This is a genomic window from Tropicimonas sp. IMCC34011 (genome assembly GCF_003390865.1).
GTDB lineage: Bacteria > Pseudomonadota > Alphaproteobacteria > Rhodobacterales > Rhodobacteraceae > Tropicimonas_B.
Map to the genome: position 1 here is coordinate 973,832 of NZ_QMEJ01000001.1, position 16,178 is coordinate 990,009.

Genomic DNA, 16,178 nt, shown 5'->3' on the forward strand with positions numbered 1-16,178 from the left:
GAGCGGGACAAGGCGCGTCCTACTGCTCCTTCACGCGGAATGTCCCCTGGGCGGTGGCAAGGACCGTGCCATCCTCGTCCTTTACGACGGCCTCGGCAAAGACGGTCGTTCGCCCGCCGCCCGTGCGCCAGCCCTCGGCCGTGATGGAGGCGCCCCTCGCTGCGGCGATGAAGTTGGTGGACATGTTCAGCGTCAGAGTGCGGAAGGGAGGTCGGCCATCGCGGTGAGATACGGCCTCGCCCATGGCGCAGTCGAGCAGCGTGCAGATCAGGCCACCATGCGGCCTGTCCTGGCGGTTCATGTGGTCGGGGCCGAGGACGAGGCGGATCGTCGCCCGCCCCTCTGCGATCACGGGCGGCTCAAGGCCGATCAGCCTCTGAAACGGTCCGGGACCGAACCCCTTGCCCATGGGTGTTTCTCGCGCGCTCATGACCCCTCTCATGCGGCCGAAAGGCCGGGCGTTCAAGGGCTTGAATGCGTGCAGAACGGCCGCGCACGTCTCCGTGCGCGGCCGTCGAGGAGAGTGCGAGGACGTCAGATCCTGCGTAGGCCGACGTCCACGGACCGCGCACGATGAGCCGCGACCGGATGGAGACTGCGCCGCTCGGACTCCCGGCGCGCCAGCATCGCGGCGGTCACGAGAACCGTGCCGCCGGGCGTACGGCGGAACCACGTCGCGTCCTCGGCGGGATCTTCCCCGATGGTCACGCCCGAGGAGATGCGGGCGCCGCTGGCGACGATGGCCCGGCGGATCCGCGCAAGTGGCGAGACGAATGCGCCCGGAAGGACCACGCTCTCCTCGATGCTGCCGGCCAGACCTTCGCCGAATCCGGCCAGGGCGCGATGCACCTGAGCCGCGCCACCGATCCGCTCGATCCGGTCCCGCGCGGTCTCGATCCGGCCCGACAGCGGCAGGTCGCACGGCGTCGTTCCGCGGACGAAGTCCATCTGGGCCGTGCGGTAGGCGTCGAGCGTACCGACGTCCCGCCAGTAGGCGGCCTTCCGGGTCCCCGTCGCGGTGAGACGATAGGCATGGACGCCCCCCTCGGCGACGGCTGTCGGAAGGATGTCATGGCCGAAATCGTGGCTCGAACCCTGGTCCTCGGCATCCGCGATCAGCCGCTCCCGCAACCAGCTCCAGGTGAAGACGTAAATCCCCATGCTGGCGAGCGAGCGCGTCGGATCATCGGGAAGGCCCGGCGGGTCGGAGGGCTTCTCGTGAAAGCGGGTCACGCGGCCGCCGGCATCCGTGTCCGCCACGCCGAAGCCGCTCGCGACCTTGCGGGGCACCACGTCCATCGCGACGGTGACAGGCGCGCCGGACGCGACGTGCTGGGCAAGCATCTGCGCATAATCGATCTCGTAGACGTGGTCTGCCGCCAAAACGAGAACGTGCTTCGGCGCCGCCCTGTCTATGACGTCGATGTTGCGGGTGACGGCATCGGCCGTGCCGGCATACCCCGTAGAGCCTGCCGATGCGCCGTCCCTGATCTCCAGACCCCGACCGGGTCCGGTGAACGCGCGCGACCACCTGCTTGCCATGTGTTCCGTCAGCGTGGCGGGACGATACTGCGTGGCCACGATCATTCGCCCGATCCCGGCCTTCACCACGTTTGCCATGGCGAAATCGCAGATGCGGTGGCGCCCTGCAAACCACAGCGCGGGCTTGCACTCGTCGTCCGTCAGCTCATGGAGGCGCGTACCCCGCCCTCCTGCGAGCAAAACGGCGAACGTATCTTGGATGGGATCTGGAGGGGCAACTGGCGCGCCTCTGCGCGCCTCGGTGACTTGGGGCATGAGGTCGACTTTCTGTCCAGTATTTTCTAACTGAACGCCGCCCCACGCCCCCTGTTCCCCTCGCCGCAGCGCAGAATGTGGCAAGAACTAGATTGGTTTAATCTACCGTAAGGCGAACGGTGACGGAGCCTTCGCGATCCCGCTCATCCGTCGGATAAAGCAGGTCCCCGCCGGTTTCCTCTCCGACGTCGTATGGGTGCCCGGACAGGTTGATTTCCACCGAAAGGCGAGCCCCCTCCCCCTCCCGGCAGACGATGAGGCCGGCCTCCGTTTGAACGGCATCGGACGCGCCGCCGGCGAAGAGGCCGGGACGCTCACGCCGCAGGCGCAAGAGAACCCGCGTCAGCCTCGCCTTGCTGGCGGAGAACCCCTCTTCGTCCACGAGCGCGGCCATGTGGCCCCAGTCGACCGGCTGACGGTTGTCGGGATCGGTCAGGGCGAAGCTCGCGCCCTCGCACCCTTGGTAAATGTCGGGAATGCCGGGCATCGCCGCCTTGAGCGCGACCTGCGCCAGCGACAGCCGCTCGCCGCTCTGCATCAGGCGCATTGCCGGCGGCGGGACCTGGCCGCTCCAGCGCTCGGCAAGGGTACGGGTGAACCCCAGCGCCTTGCCCTCGGCCTCCTCGTCCGGGAAGGCCCATGTGGTGATCTCCTTGGCCTCCCGGATGGCCTTCTCGACATGGGCGACGAGACGGTCCGGAATGTCCTCCCGGTGCGGCTCCCAGATGGCGAGGAACGCCTGCACGACGTACCAACGCAGGTTCGGATCGACCTCGTCATGGCCGGGGATGAAGGCGCTGGCGTCGAAGAGGGAAATGAAGGCGTCCGCGTCGCGGGACATAGCGACGAGGCGCATCCGCGCGTCCTCGCTGCGTTTGGTATCGTGGGACGAGGTCAGCGTCAGTCCTTTGGGCTGCGCCTCCATCCGGCCTCCCATGTAGCCCGCGAACGCCTCGATGCTCATCTCCGGCTCATCCGGCTCCGCGCCGACCTCGTTGGCCGCGAGATAGCGGTTGAAGCGGAAGCCGGCCGTATCCTCCTGCCCCTTCGCGAGAAGCGCGCCCGTTACCTGCTGGAACCGCACGCGGAAGCGCTCCTCGGCCGGGGTCGCAGCGGCGCGGATCATGCGGGCAAGTTCGCGCACGATCGTTTCCGAGCGGATCACCGCAGCGGAAGCCTCGGCCACGGCATCCATGATCTCGTCATCGCCGTCCCGGCCCTCGTTGCCCGCGTAGTAGGTCCGATAGCGGGGGAACCGGACCAGAAGCTCCCGGATCGCCTGACGCAGGGCCTCATCCCCCGGCTCGGCCTCGCCGGTCGCGAAAACCGCGGGACGGGCGAGATCGATGAGCTGGCGCAGTTCCGCCGCCAGTTCCTCGGTGAGCACCTCACGCTTGGAGGCGTCGAGCACCTCGCCGAATTCCTCCTCACGGCCTGAACGGTCCCGCCAGGCTTCGTCCAGCTTCGCGATGCCTTCGGCCTCGGTCAGGACCCGGGCGATGGCGCGGCCGGCCTCGTACCCGGTCGTCCCTTCGATGGGCCAGTCCGGAAGCGGCTCCTCGCCGACAAGGATCTTCTCCACCCAGACCGGCACGTCGGGACCGATCCGTTCGCGCAGGCGATCGAGATAGGCGGCCGGATCCGCCAGGCCGTCGATATGGTCGATGCGAAGACCGGTGACCTCGCCCGCCTTCACGAGATCGAGCACCAGCGCGTGGGTGTCCTCGAAGACCTGGCTGTCCTCCACCCGCATTCCGACGAGGCCGGTGATCTGGAAGAAGCGGCGATGGGTCACGCCGTCCCGCTCGAACTCCCAATGCGTGAGACGCCAGGGCTGCTTGCCATGTGCCTCCCTCAGCGCGTCGGCATCATCGCCTTCGGGCTCCGTTCCGGGGGCCATCGGCACGTCGAGGCCTCCGGCGCAGAAGACCGGTCCATCCTCCCGGCGATCCACCGACAACTGTCCCTCGCGAAGCATCTTCTCGAACGGCGCGGGCAGGAACGGCAGGACGAGTTTGTAGTCCCAGTTGATGTCGAAATGCGGCGCGTAGCGGCTGTCCTGTCCGTGACGCAGAACATCCCTCAGCCACGGGTTCTCCAGACTGAAGGCGGTATGGTTGGGGACGATGTCGATGATGACGCCGAGACCCGCCTCCTTCGCGGCGGCGGCGAGGCGGGAGAACCCCTCCCGCCCCCCGAGGTCCGGTTCGATCTGAGACGGGTCGATCACGTCGTAGCCGTGCGTGGACCCCGATCCCGCCGCGAAGATGGGCGAAAGATAGATGTCCGAGATGCCGAGGTCGGTGAAGTAGGGGATGAGGTCCCGCACACGGTCGAAATCGACACCCTCCCGAAGCTGGACACGGTAGGTGGCGGACAGATCTCTCATTTTGGGTTCACGCTCATGGCAAAGGCATAGGGATCCGCGGCGATGTCACCGCGGGCGAAGTCGGGATCGAAGGTCGGGGCGCGGTCTGGTGGAGTACCGAAACTGCCAGCGACGCGAAGCGTACCGTCCCGGAACGGCCATTCCGCGGCAACCGACCGGGGGCCGGTCCGCGAGGCGGAGGCGCTCCCCGACCGGCCGGATCGCGACAAGGGCACGATGACGTCGGCGCGCAGGCGCAAGAGCTCCTTCGTCAGGCCGCGCCACCGATCCTGCTCGGCGGGATCGCCCCGGAACGGACGGCTGGCCTCGAAGGTCTCGCGGCTGCAGGGATCGGGGACCTGTCCGGTGAAGCCGGAGAAGTTGGCGAACTCCGCCTGACGGCCCTTCCGCGTCCCCTCGGCCAGGTCGCCGGTGAAGTCGGCGAAGAAGAGCCACGGCGCGCGCTCCCCTGCCTCCTCGCCCATCCACAACATCGGCGTGAAAGGGGAGAGGCACAGCAGGCAATGCGCGATCTCCACCGCGCGGGGATCATCCGCCAGCTCAAGGAGCCGCTCGCCGCGCGCGCGGTTACCGGTCTGATCGTGGTTCTGGTTGAAATTGACGAAAGTGCTCCACGGCAGATGTGCCGACGGCTCGCCCCTCGGCGGTCCCGCGGGCGCCTGCTCCCGCGCCTGTCCCTGCTCGACGTATCCGTCCTTCAGCGCGATCACGAGGTCATCGAGGGGCGCGACGGCGTAGGTCGCATAATAGTCCTCGCTCTCCCCCGTCAGGAGCGTGTGGATGGCATGGTGCCAGTCGTCGTTCCATTCCCCGGTATAGAGGTTCGCCTCGGGCTCGTGCAGCCGGGTGATGTTCCGGTTGTCCTCGGTGGTGAGATGGATCGGGCGGCCCCAATCGCGCTTGCGCACTTCCTCGGCCAGCTCGACCATCAGTTCGGGATCGCTGCCGGGATCGCGGATCTGGTCCGTCGCGTCGAGGCGGAGTCCGTCGAGGCGGAACTCGGTCAGCCAGTACAGCGCGTTTTCGATGAAGTAACTGCGCACGGCGGACTCGCTGTAATCGATCGCGTCGCCCCACGGCGTCTGCCGGTCCTTGTCGAAGAAGCCGGGAGCGAGGGCGTGGATATAGGCGCCGTCCGGCCCGAAATGATTATACACCACGTCGAGAAGCACCATCAGCCCCATGCCCTGGGCGGCTTCCACGAAGCGCTTGAAGTCCTCCGGCGTGCCATAGGCATTATGCGGCGCATAGCTCAGAACGCCGTCGTATCCCCAGCCGAACGTTCCCGGGAACTGGCCCACCGGCATGATTTCGACGGCGGTGATCCCCAAGCGCTCCAGCTTCGGCAACTCGCGTGCGGCAGCGGCGAACGTGCCTTCCTCGGTGAAGGCGCCGACGTGGAATTCGTAGATCACCGCCTCTTCCCAGGCGCGGCCCTCCCACTCCGTCCGCCACTCGTATCCGCGCGGATCGTGCAGGATCGAGGGGGAATGGACGTCCCCGGATTGCTGCCGGGAGGCAGGATCGGGAGCGCGGAGCCCGTCCACCTCGAACATGTAGGCCGAGCCGGCCTCGGCCGGAAATTCGGCCTCCCACCATCCGCCCTCGCCCCGTTCCATGGCGTGGCGCGTCTCGCCCTCCGTGAGGATGAGTTCCACCTTCTCGGCCTGCGGCGCCCAGAGCCGCGCGCGCCACAGGCCGTCCCCGGCGGGCTCGGTGCCCCAGCGGCGCTCGAAATGATGGGTCGCGGGAGTTTGCTGGCTCATGACGGGGGCTTTCAGTGGTCTGAAGACGGCGCAGCGCGTGGACATGCCGAGCCGAAACACGCCGACGGGAGCTCTGTTCCACGCCGGATCGCGCAAAGCCTGCGCTGCGGCTGATGCGACACGGGCCGGAACAATGCCGCGCCTCGCGGGTCTTCCGCTCGGATGCGCCCGGATCGGCGCGCAGCACGACACCATTTCAGGAGACGATCATGGATCTCGGCATCAAGGGCAAGACCGCCCTCATCACCGGCGGCAGCGGCGGAATGGGACGGGAGGTCGCCCGCGTCCTTCTGGGCGAAGGCGCGAACATCATCCTGTCCGATCTCAAGCAGTCCGACGTGGACGACGCGGTGAAGGAACTCGGCGACGATCGCGTCACGGGCTGCGCCGCCGACCTCACCGCAAAGGACGGCTTCGACGATCTCGCGGCCCACGTGAAGGAGCGCGGCGGCGCTGATATCCTCGTCCACGGCGCAGGGATCACCGGCGCCAAGGGCGATCCGCTCGAGATGACCGATGAGGATTACGAAGAGGCCTGGCAGATCGACTTCATGTCCGCCGTGCGCCTCAGCCGGAAGATCGTGCCGCACATGGTCGAAAAGGGCTGGGGCCGGGTCGTCTTCGTGACGTCCGAGAACGCCGTGCAGCCCTACCCCGACGAGGCGGTCTACAATGCGGCGAAGGCGGCGCTTCTCAACTTCACGAAATGCGTGTCGCTGCCCTACTCGGAGAAAGGCGTCCTGTTCAATGCCGTCTCCCCGGCCTTCATCGAAACGCCGATGACGGACGGCATGATGGAGAAGCGAGCCGAGAAGCTCGGCGTGTCGCGGGATGAGGCCATCGAGAGCTTCCTCAAGGAGGAGCGTCCGTTCCTGAAGATCGGCCGCCGCGGCAAGGTCGAGGAGGTCGCCCCCGTGATCGCGCTGCTGTGCTCGGCACGGGCCAGCTTCACAGCCGGCTCCGCCTACCGCGTGGACGGCGGCTCCGTCGGCGCGATGAACATCTAGGGGCCGCCCTCCGCCCGGAACCCGGGCCGGCGCGCGCCATCGCACGAGCCGGCCCGGAGCCTTCAGAGATTACTTCTTCGACGGCTTGGCACCGTCCTGCTTGGCGGGCTTTGCTTTCTTGTCGGCCATGTCACGATCCATGATTGCGCGGCGGCATGAGCGTCGCCGGTGAGCCCAGGAAAGCCGCTTCGCCTCAGGCGGTCTGAGAGAAAAACGCCGCCTCGGGCAGAATGCGACGTCCGCCTGCGCGGTATCATGAGGTCGGCGACATTCCGCCGGGTAAACTTCTTGATCAAAAGCTCACGACGCCGTACGGACGTTAGTGCGATCCAATCAGTTGGGGAACAGATGGGCGCATACGCATCGGCCATGGCGCAGTGGCGCCGGGCTCCGGACGATTTCTGGCTAGAAGCTGCACGGGCGGTGGACTGGGACGTGGGTCCGGACCGTGCTTTCGACGACGGCCGGTCTTCCGTGGGCAGCTGGTTCGCCAGCGGACGGATCAACGGATGCTGGAACGCGGTGGACCGGCATGTCGCGGCGGGACACGGCGAGCGGATCGCCATCATCCATGACAGCCCCGTCACGGGCCGGACCGCGAAAATCACCTACCGCGAACTGCAGGATCGCGTCGCCGCCCTCGCCGGCGCGCTGAAGGCCCGAGGCGTTGTGGCCGGCGACCGCGTCGTGATCTACATGCCGATGGTTCCCGAGGCGCTCGAGGCGATGCTGGCCTGCGCCCGTCTTGGCGCGGTCCACTCGGTGGTGTTCGGCGGCTTTGCCGCGCACGAGCTGGCCATCCGCATCGACGACGCGCGCCCAAGGGCGATCATAGCCGGCTCCTGCGGGATCGAACCCAGCCGCGTTGTTCCCTACAAGCCCATGCTCGACGCAGCCCTCGATGAGGCGGCGCACGCGCCCGATTTCTGCGTCATCCTCCAGCGCCCCGAGTTGCAGGCGGAACTGATGGACGGGCGGGACCTCGATTATCGCGAGATCTGCGCGGCCGCCGAACCGGCGGAGTGCGTTCCCGTCGCGGGCGACCACCCCGCCTACATTCTCTACACATCCGGCACGACCGGCGCGCCCAAGGGCGTCGTGCGGCCGACGGGCGGGCATCTCGTCTCGCTCGCCTGGACCATGGAACATGTCTACGGCGCCGCGCCGGGAGAGGTCTACTGGGCGGCCTCCGATGTCGGCTGGGTCGTCGGGCACAGCTATATCTGCTACGGTCCCCTGATCCGCGGATGCACCACGGTTCTCTTCGAGGGAAAACCCGTGGGGACACCCGATGCCGGGACCTACTGGAGAGTGATCGCGGAGCACGGCGTGTCGATCTTCTTCACCGCGCCCACGGCCCTCAGGGCCATCAAGCGGGAGGATCCCGAAGGCAAGCTGGCGTCGGGCTACGACCTTTCGAGCCTCCGCACGCTGTTCCTCGCCGGAGAACGCGCGGACCCCGATACGGTGGAGTGGGCGGCGCGGATGCTGGGCGTTCCGGTCATCGACCACTGGTGGCAGACGGAGACGGGCGCGGCCATCGCCGCCAATTCCGTCGGGCTTGAACAGCTCCCCATCAAGATCGGCTCGCCATCCGTTCCGATGCCGGGCTACGACATCGCCATCCTCGGCGACGACGGCAGCCCCCTTCCGCCGGGCACCCTCGGCGCTGTGGCGATCCGCCTGCCCCTGCCGCCCGGATGCCTGCCGACGCTCTGGCAGGCCGAAGACCGCTTCCGGTCCGCCTATCTCTCCCGCTTCCCCGGCTACTACGACAGCGGCGATTCAGGCGTGATGGACGAGGACGGATATCTCTGGATCATGTCCCGCACCGACGACGTCATCAACGTGGCCGGGCACCGCCTGTCCACCGGCGCGATGGAGGAGGTTCTCGCGGACCATCCCGACGTCGCCGAATGTGCCGTGATCGGTATCGACGACGCGGTCAAGGGGCAGGTTCCGCTCGGGTTTCTGTGTCTCAACCACGGCACGGCGCGCCCTTCGGAGGACATCTGCCGGGAGGCCGCCGATATGGTGCGCAACCGGATCGGTCCGGTCGCCGGCCTTAGTGCCGCGCTCGTCGTGAACCGCCTGCCGAAAACGCGATCGGGCAAGATTTTACGCAAGACCCTGCAGGAACTCGCCAATGGCGGCCCCGTTCGGGTTCCTCCCACGGTTGATGACCCAGAAATACTCGAAGATATCGGCAAAATCCTGCGAACTGCGCAATCGCGCATAGAGGGGACAGACATTTGTTAATTTTCGGCAGATACTCACGCCGAACGATTCCAGGATTTGGCGACGTGCCGCCTTTCCCGAACAGACATATATCATGCCGGTGCAGCGCGATCTCGCGCCAGAAAGGGCGATGACCAGACCGTCGCAAATCCTGCCCGCCCTTCCACTCCAGACCGGGAGGCGCAGATGGTCGAGATCCTGATTCTCGAGCGCTCGGGTCCCGACCGGCAGCATCTGGATGCTATGCTGGCCGAGGATGGGTACGAGGTGACGGCGGTGCGTGACGTGAGCGGTGCGCTTGCCGCCGCGCGTGCCCGGCGCCCGGGACTTGCGATCGTCGAGCTGCCCTTTGCGGAAGAGGACGGCGAGGAGAAGTGGCGTGAGCTGCTCGAGATGCACGAGGGCCTTCCCGTCATCGCCATCACGACGCCGAGTAGGGTTGCCCTCGCGATCAGTGCCCTGCGGCAGGGCGCGTATGAATTCATGGTGCGGCCGGTCCAGCCGCCCCGTCTCGCCGGCATCGTCGCGGATGCGCTGCGCACCGGCGGGGCGGACGCATCCCGGGACGTGTTCTCCGAGGCCCGTTCAACGATGGTCGGTGCCTCGCCCGAAATGCAGCTTCTGCAGCGCCGCCTCAGTGCCGCGGCCCGATCCATGGCGCCGATCTTTCTCATCGGGGAGAGCGGCACCGGCAAGGAGCTCAGCGCCAAGGCGATCCATGCCCTGTCCCGCCGGGCGGACGCGCCCTTCGTGACCGTCAGCTGCGCGTCGATCCGGCCCAACATGCTCGGGCCCGAGATCTTCGGGTACCTGAAGGACTCCTTTGCCGGCGCCCTGTCGGACACCACCGGCGCCGCCGAACGGGCCGATGGCGGCACGCTCTTTCTCGACGAGGTCTGCGAGCTGGATCTCCAGATGCAGGGCAAGCTCCTGCGCTTTCTCGAGACGATGCAGATCCGGCCGATCGGATCGTCCGACGCGCGCGAGGTGGACGTGCGCATCGTGTCGAGCACGAACCGCGACCCCGTGCAGGAAATGCGCGAGGGCAGACTGCGCAATGATCTGTTCTACCGTCTGCATGTCCTGCCGATCTTCCTGCCTCCCCTCCGCGAGCGGGCTGACGACGTGATCGAGATCGCCCACAACGTGGTCGCCGAGATCGCCGCCGAGGAGGGCCGCACCATTTTCGGCTTCACGCAGGACGCCGAGGCCGCTTTGCGGGAGCATTCCTGGCCGGGCAATGTCCGGGAACTGAAGAACGTTCTGCGCAATGCCGTCGTCCTGGGGTCCGGGAACGAGATCGACGTGAACGCGCTCGGCTCATTTGCCGACTCGCCGTCGCCTCCTCCGGAAGAAGGGTCCGATCCGGATCCCGGCCTGAACGGGCATGAGCCGACGGACGATTCGTCCCGTGACGAGGGCCCTGTGCAACACGACGGCGTGGCCGGCAACGGGGGACACCCGATCGACGGACGCGCGCCCCTTGTTGCGGACGGACATCCGAAGACGCTTCTCCAGGATACCGGGATCGACGTGTTCGGTCTGCTCGAACGTGACCGAAGCGATGCACCGGCCGATCCCATCGCGGAGATGGAGAGCGACGCCCTCGTCCATGCGCTGGAACTACTGGCCGGGCGATCCTGGGCGGAGGTCGAGGAGCTGATCATCGAGGCCACGATCCGGCGCAACTCCGGCTCGATCCCCCGCGCCGCGCGCGAACTCGGCCTCGCGCCATCCACGATCTACCGCAAGCGCACCGCCTGGAACGGAGAGGCCTGACAGGCGGAGCGCCGGACCAGCGCCCCTCGCATCTCAGACGAACTGCTCGCGGATCAGACGCTCGTCGAGACCGTGACCGGGATCGAAGAGGATCCGGTGCCGCACCTCCGGCTCCGAGCGCACGAGAACCGTCACCACATCCTCCACCGACCGGCTGTCCGCATCGGCCATGACGGGTCGCTTCTGCGCTTCCAGCACGTCGATACGCACCTCGGAGCGCTTCGGGATCAGGGCCCCCCGCCAGCGCCTCGGCCGGAACGCGGCGACGGCCGTGAGCGCCAGCACGTCCGCGCCGATGGGCAGGATCGGGCCGTGAGCGGAGTAGTTGTACGCGGTGGATCCCGCAGGGGTGGAGACCAGCGCCCCGTCGCAGACAAGCTCCGGCAGGCGGACTTTCCCATCGACCGAGATCTTCAGCTTCGCGGCCTGCGGTCCGGCACGGAGCAGGGAGACTTCGTTGATCGCAAGCCCGGTATGGCGTGATCCGTCGGCGGAGGTCGCTTCCATCACGAGGGGGTTGATGACCTGCTCCTCGGCCGCGGCGACGCGCTCGACCACGTTGGCCTCGCTGTACTCGTTCATCAGAAAGCCGATGGTGCCGCAGTTCATTCCGTAGACGGGCGCGTCGAGATGCTGTGTGGCGTGAAGCGTCTGAAGCATGAAACCGTCGCCGCCGAGCGCGACGATCACCTGCGCCTCTTCGGGCGGCGTGTCGCCGTGCCGCGCGACGAGGCGTTCGTGGGCATCCTGCGCCTGGGCGGCCGGGCTGGCGAGAAAGGCGATCCTGATCACGCGTCGTGTCTCCCGGTCACGTGCTGCTCCGGTTCGGGGTCAGTCTTTGCCCGCACCGGATGCGACGACAAGAGGGACCGGCCACGAAGAACCGCCTCACTCGGCCGCAGGCGCCTCCGGCAGGCGGGACAGACCATCGGCGAGCCCTTCCGTCTCGAACTCGAAGACGACCGGCTCGGCGCCGAGGCCGGGCCGGTAGGCGCCGATCTGGTCCGTTTCCTCCAGGCGGCTCGGCGCTTCGGCCTCGAGCCGGATCAGCGCTTCGCACCGCCCGCCGCGGCAGGTCTGCCATGTCAGCGGAATGCGCGCGTCGTCCTCGGCGCCGCCGATGGAGAAATCCGTCGGAAGATACGCGCCTTCCGGCACCTGGGCGGCGAAGAAATAGGTATCAGTCCCGGGCTCGGGGAAGACGAGGAACTTGACCACGAGGGCGCCGCCCTCCCGCCGCGTCAGCGTCTGCGAGAGCATGCACTGCGCCTGCCCCTCGGGGCATTCGACGCGCCACCGGCCGACTTCGTCACCCGCGGAAAGCGGGCCATCGCCGGCCGCTTCCTGAGCCGGAAGAGCGGCGGCGCCGGCGACGAGAAACACCGCGCCGAGGGCGGCAAGGCGACGTGGGACGCGGAACATGAGAGGCCTCCTCGGGGTCATCTTCTTACCCTCAGCCCTATAACAAGCGGGCTTGCCTTGTCCACGCGCGCAGGCTGTCACGCCCGCCCGCCACATCGGAGCTATACAAAGCGTGCGCGACACGTTAGAGAGCCGCCTTTCCTTCCTCCCGTCGCGGCTTTCCTCGCGCGCGACACGACGGCGGCTCAAGCCCCCCGCAGATCGGCTACGTCCTCATGATCCAGACCCTCTCAGATGCGCTCGCCGAGCGCGGCTACGACACTTTGACCGCGGTGCAGGAGGCGGTGACGAACCCCGAACTTGCGGATGCCGACCTGCTCGTCTCGGCGCAGACCGGTTCCGGCAAGACGGTGGGCTTCGGCCTTGCCATCGGCTCGACGATCCTCGGAGACGACGGCACCCTGGGGGGCGCTGCAGCCCCCCTCGCCCTCATCGTCGCCCCCACGCGGGAGCTGGCCTTTCAGGTCTCGCGGGAGCTCGGCTGGCTCTACTCGAAGGCCGGCGCGCGCGTTGCCTCCTGTGTCGGCGGGATGGACATGCGGGACGAACGCCGCGCTCTGGAGCGGGGCGCCCACATCGTCGTCGGCACGCCCGGACGTCTGCGCGACCATATCCAGCGCGGGTCGCTCGACATGTCCTCCCTGCGGGCCATCGTGCTCGACGAGGCGGACGAGATGCTGGACCTCGGCTTCCGCGAAGACTTGGAGTTCATGCTCGGCGAGGCCCCCGCAGAGCGCCGGACGCTTATGTTCTCCGCGACGGTGCCCCCCATGATCGCGACGCTGGCAAAGCATTACCAGCGCGACGCGGTCCGGGTGACGACGCTGTCGGACAAGAGCCAGCATGCCGACATCGCGTATCAGGCCCTGCGCGTGGCGCAGACCGATGCGGAGAACGCCATCATCAACGTCCTGCGCTATCACGAGGCGCAGAACGCGATCGTCTTCGCCAACACCCGCGCGACGGTGAATCGCCTGACCGCGCGTTTCTCCAATCGCGGTTTCGCGGTCGTCTGCCTCTCCGGGGAGCTGAGCCAGGCCGAGCGCAGCCACGCGCTTCAGGCGATGCGGGACGGGCGGGCGAGGGTCTGCGTCGCCACCGACGTCGCCGCGCGCGGCATCGACCTGCCGAACCTCGAACTCGTGATCCATGCGGAGCTGCCGTCGAACGCCGAGGGCCTGCTCCACCGATCCGGCCGGACCGGCCGCGCCGGCCGCAAGGGCATCTCCGCCCTCATCGTGCCGCCGAAGGCGATCAAGCGTGCCGAGCGCCTGCTGCAGACCGCCCGGATCACCGCGGAGTGGACGACAGCCCCCGATGCGGACGAGATCCTGCGCAAGGACGAGGAACGACTCCTCTCCGATCCGACATGGTCGGCGGAGGCGACCGAGAACGAGGCAGAGTTCGCGACGCGCCTTCTGGCCACGTACAGTGCCGAGCAGGTCGCGGCGGCCTACCTGCGCCTCTTCCGGGAGCGGCATTCCGCGCCCGAAGAGCTGTCCGCCCCCGATGCCCGGCCGGCCCCGCGCGAGCGCGCGCCCTTCGGCCCGTCGGGCTGGGTCGCGCTGAGCGTTGGGCGGGATGACCGTGCCGAGGCGCGCTGGCTCCTGCCGCTGCTCTGCCGGGCCGGCAACCTGGACAAGGACGCCATCGGCGCGATCCGCGTGCAGCAATCCGAGACCTTCGTGGAACTGACCGAGGCCGCCCTGCCGGGCCTCATGGACGCGCTTGGCGAGGCCGGGCAGCTCGAGGACGGCGTCTCGGTGCGAAAGCTCGACGGCGCGCCGGACCTCGGCCGCCCGTCCGCTCCTCCGAAGCGCCCCGACCGGAAGAGCGGCCCCAAACCGGGACCGCGCCGCGATCCGAAGCCCTCGGGCAAGCCGGCGCATGAGGCACGGCGCCCTGAACCCGCCTCGAAGCCTGAGCAACCGGCGCAGTCGCCCGCGCCGGCCGCCGACGCCCCGGCCCCTGCCGCGCCCCCTGCCCCGGCGCCGTCCCCTCGGCGGGACGCGGGTCCGGTGGACCGACCGGCATGGAAAGAGCGGACGGACCGCAAACCGGCTGACCGCAAGCCCGCGGACCGCACCGAGCGGGGGCCCAAGGGCGGCAAGCCTGACTTCGGTGGAGCGGACCGCAAGCCCCGCAAGCCGCAGGGCGCCTCGCGCCCGGGCCCGAAAGGCGGCTCCGGTCCCGACCGGGACGCGCGCCAGGATCGGGACGGCAAGCCCTTCAAGGGCAAGGCCAAGTTCGGCGGCACCCCCGGCCCCAAGGGCGCCGGGTTCAAGGGCGGCGACGCGAGGAAGGGCGGTCCGAAGGGCACAGGCCCGAGGTCCGCAGCCCCCGAGCGGCCGAACGCGTCGGACACCTCCAAGCGATTCACCCCGGGGGGTGCGCGCCCGAAACCCGGCAAGCCGGGCAAGCGTCCGAACGGTGGCGGCCAGCCGCCCCGCCGCAAGGACCGCTGAGACCTAGCCACTCCGCGCCGAGGCCGCCACGAAGGCCTCGGCGACACGCGCATAGCCCGCCGCGTCCAGGTGGATCGCATCGGAGCGCAGCGACCGGGGGACAAGACCGGCGGTGACGTCCGCCTGATCCCCGGCGCTGCCGTCGCTGCCCGCCTGCAAGGCTGCGAGACAATCGACGAAGCGCCCGCCGTGATGGGCCGCGAGATCGGCGTTCAGGGCCCCTATGGCAGCGAGCGTCGTGCTGCCATCCGACGCGCTCGGAAGGACCGACCCGACGAGGTACTCACCGTGGTCCAGATGCGCGATCATGGCGCCGATATCGGCCTTCACCGTCTCCGGGGCCACCGCGTTGTTCCGCCCCGCCCAGATCCACGCGGCCCGATCCGCCATCGCCGCGGCGATGTCCGGCACGAAGGCCGTGCCGTCCGCCACCGTCACGGCAGGCCCCGTTTCCGTGCGCAGGAACGTCCAGTGCCCGTCCGGATCCGTCACCATCGTCCCAGCCGCTTCGGCCAGCCGTCCCTGCATCGCGCCGACATGGGCGCCGGAGCGGGTGAGCACGTTGACCGACATGTCCGAGACGGCCGCTTCCGGTTGCGCCTCCTCCAGCGACACGTTGCCGATCCGCACCGTGCCAACCTGCGTATGCGTCATCACGCACAGGCTGTTGGCGGTCGCCTCGCCATCCGATCCGACCGTCAGATCGAAGCTCTTGAGCCCGCCCGAGGAAAAGCCCCGCCTTGCGGACCAGCTTCCGTTGAACGTCGTGGCGCTGCCCGAATTGACGAGGCCGACCTCGATCCAGGACGCGCCGCCCATGTCGATCTCAAAGCTGAGGGTCACCGTCCGGCCCGCCTCCAGCTGCTGTCCCAGCCAGACCTGCGCGCCCGAGAACGGCGTCCCCTCGGCCTCGATCACGAGCGCATCGCCCTCGGCGAAGATTGCGGCAGGGGGAGCCGCAAGGCGGGGCGCCCACGCCGAAAGCCCGTCCCGGAAATCCCAGTCCGCCTCGATCCAGCCGGGGATTGCGCCTTCGGTCAGCGAGACCGCGATGGGCACCGCGCCCTGCCGGGCGGCGATCTGCGTCGACGTCTGCCCGCCGATCCCGAGATTCGCGATGCGCCGGCCGCTCTTCGCCTCGGCCACCGCTGGCCAGGCCTCATCGGGCCCCGCTCCCGCGCCTTCCGTGAGACTGTCCCCCCAGGCCGCGACGGCCCGTGCGGCGAGGCCCGTCCGATGGCGCCAGCTCCCATAGCCGAGCGCCAGCCCGCCCGTCGTCGCTCCGATCCCCAGCATGATCACCGCTCTCCTCGAT

General features: G+C 68.5%; 11 protein-coding genes. 4 read left to right on the forward strand and 7 right to left on the reverse strand.

Going from position 1 to position 16,178, the window contains the following annotated elements; all coding sequences use genetic code 11:
- Positions 1-19: 19 nt before the first annotated feature.
- From DQG15_RS04690 to treZ, 4 genes are all read right to left on the reverse strand, one after another.
- Positions 20-430 (reverse strand): PaaI family thioesterase, encoded by a 411-nt coding sequence (locus DQG15_RS04690; RefSeq protein ID WP_157968890.1) that lies wholly within the window; start codon positions 428-430, stop codon positions 20-22.
- A 104-nt stretch (positions 431-534) separates the two neighbouring features.
- Positions 535-1,797, reverse strand: coding sequence for a sugar phosphate nucleotidyltransferase (locus DQG15_RS04695; RefSeq protein WP_116083136.1), 1,263 nt, complete (start codon positions 1,795-1,797; stop codon positions 535-537).
- Between the two features lie 97 nt (positions 1,798-1,894).
- Positions 1,895-4,186 (reverse strand): malto-oligosyltrehalose synthase, encoded by a 2,292-nt coding sequence (gene treY / locus DQG15_RS04700; RefSeq protein WP_116083138.1) that lies wholly within the window; start codon positions 4,184-4,186, stop codon positions 1,895-1,897.
- Positions 4,183-5,952 (reverse strand): malto-oligosyltrehalose trehalohydrolase, encoded by a 1,770-nt coding sequence (gene treZ, locus DQG15_RS04705; RefSeq protein ID WP_116083139.1) that lies wholly within the window; start codon positions 5,950-5,952, stop codon positions 4,183-4,185. Before treZ ends, treY begins: the two co-directional genes overlap by 4 nt.
- A gap of 209 nt (positions 5,953-6,161) precedes the next feature.
- Between treZ and DQG15_RS04710 the strand changes: the two genes are divergently transcribed.
- The 3 genes from DQG15_RS04710 to DQG15_RS04720 all read left to right on the forward strand — a co-directional run bounded on the left by DQG15_RS04710 (position 6,162) and on the right by DQG15_RS04720 (position 10,976).
- Positions 6,162-6,959, forward strand: a complete 798-nt coding sequence (locus DQG15_RS04710; RefSeq protein ID WP_116083141.1) for an SDR family NAD(P)-dependent oxidoreductase — start codon at positions 6,162-6,164, stop codon at positions 6,957-6,959.
- Between the two features lie 348 nt (positions 6,960-7,307).
- Positions 7,308-9,218, forward strand: a complete 1,911-nt coding sequence (locus DQG15_RS04715; RefSeq protein WP_116083142.1) for an AMP-binding protein — start codon at positions 7,308-7,310, stop codon at positions 9,216-9,218.
- 165 nt (positions 9,219-9,383) lie between these two features.
- Complete coding sequence (locus DQG15_RS04720) at positions 9,384-10,976, forward strand: sigma-54 dependent transcriptional regulator (RefSeq protein ID WP_116083144.1); 1,593 nt, start codon at positions 9,384-9,386, stop codon at positions 10,974-10,976.
- Between the two features lie 33 nt (positions 10,977-11,009).
- Here DQG15_RS04720 and DQG15_RS04725 read toward each other — a convergent pair whose 3' ends face one another.
- Positions 11,010-11,768 (reverse strand): NAD kinase, encoded by a 759-nt coding sequence (locus tag DQG15_RS04725; RefSeq protein WP_116083146.1) that lies wholly within the window; start codon positions 11,766-11,768, stop codon positions 11,010-11,012.
- A gap of 96 nt (positions 11,769-11,864) precedes the next feature.
- Positions 11,865-12,398, reverse strand: coding sequence for an invasion associated locus B family protein (locus tag DQG15_RS04730; RefSeq protein WP_157968891.1), 534 nt, complete (start codon positions 12,396-12,398; stop codon positions 11,865-11,867).
- Positions 12,399-12,613: 215 nt separating this feature from the next.
- On the opposite strand from DQG15_RS04730, the gene DQG15_RS04735 reads away from it, so the two are divergent.
- Positions 12,614-14,863 carry a DEAD/DEAH box helicase gene (locus tag DQG15_RS04735; RefSeq protein WP_116083149.1) on the forward strand — a complete coding sequence of 750 codons (2,250 nt, stop codon included), beginning with the start codon at positions 12,614-12,616 and terminating at the stop codon, positions 14,861-14,863.
- A gap of 3 nt (positions 14,864-14,866) precedes the next feature.
- On the opposite strand, the gene DQG15_RS04740 is transcribed toward DQG15_RS04735, so the two are convergent.
- Positions 14,867-16,159 carry a hypothetical protein gene (locus DQG15_RS04740; RefSeq protein WP_116083151.1) on the reverse strand — a complete coding sequence of 431 codons (1,293 nt, stop codon included), beginning with the start codon at positions 16,157-16,159 and terminating at the stop codon, positions 14,867-14,869.
- Positions 16,160-16,178 lie beyond the last annotated feature (19 nt).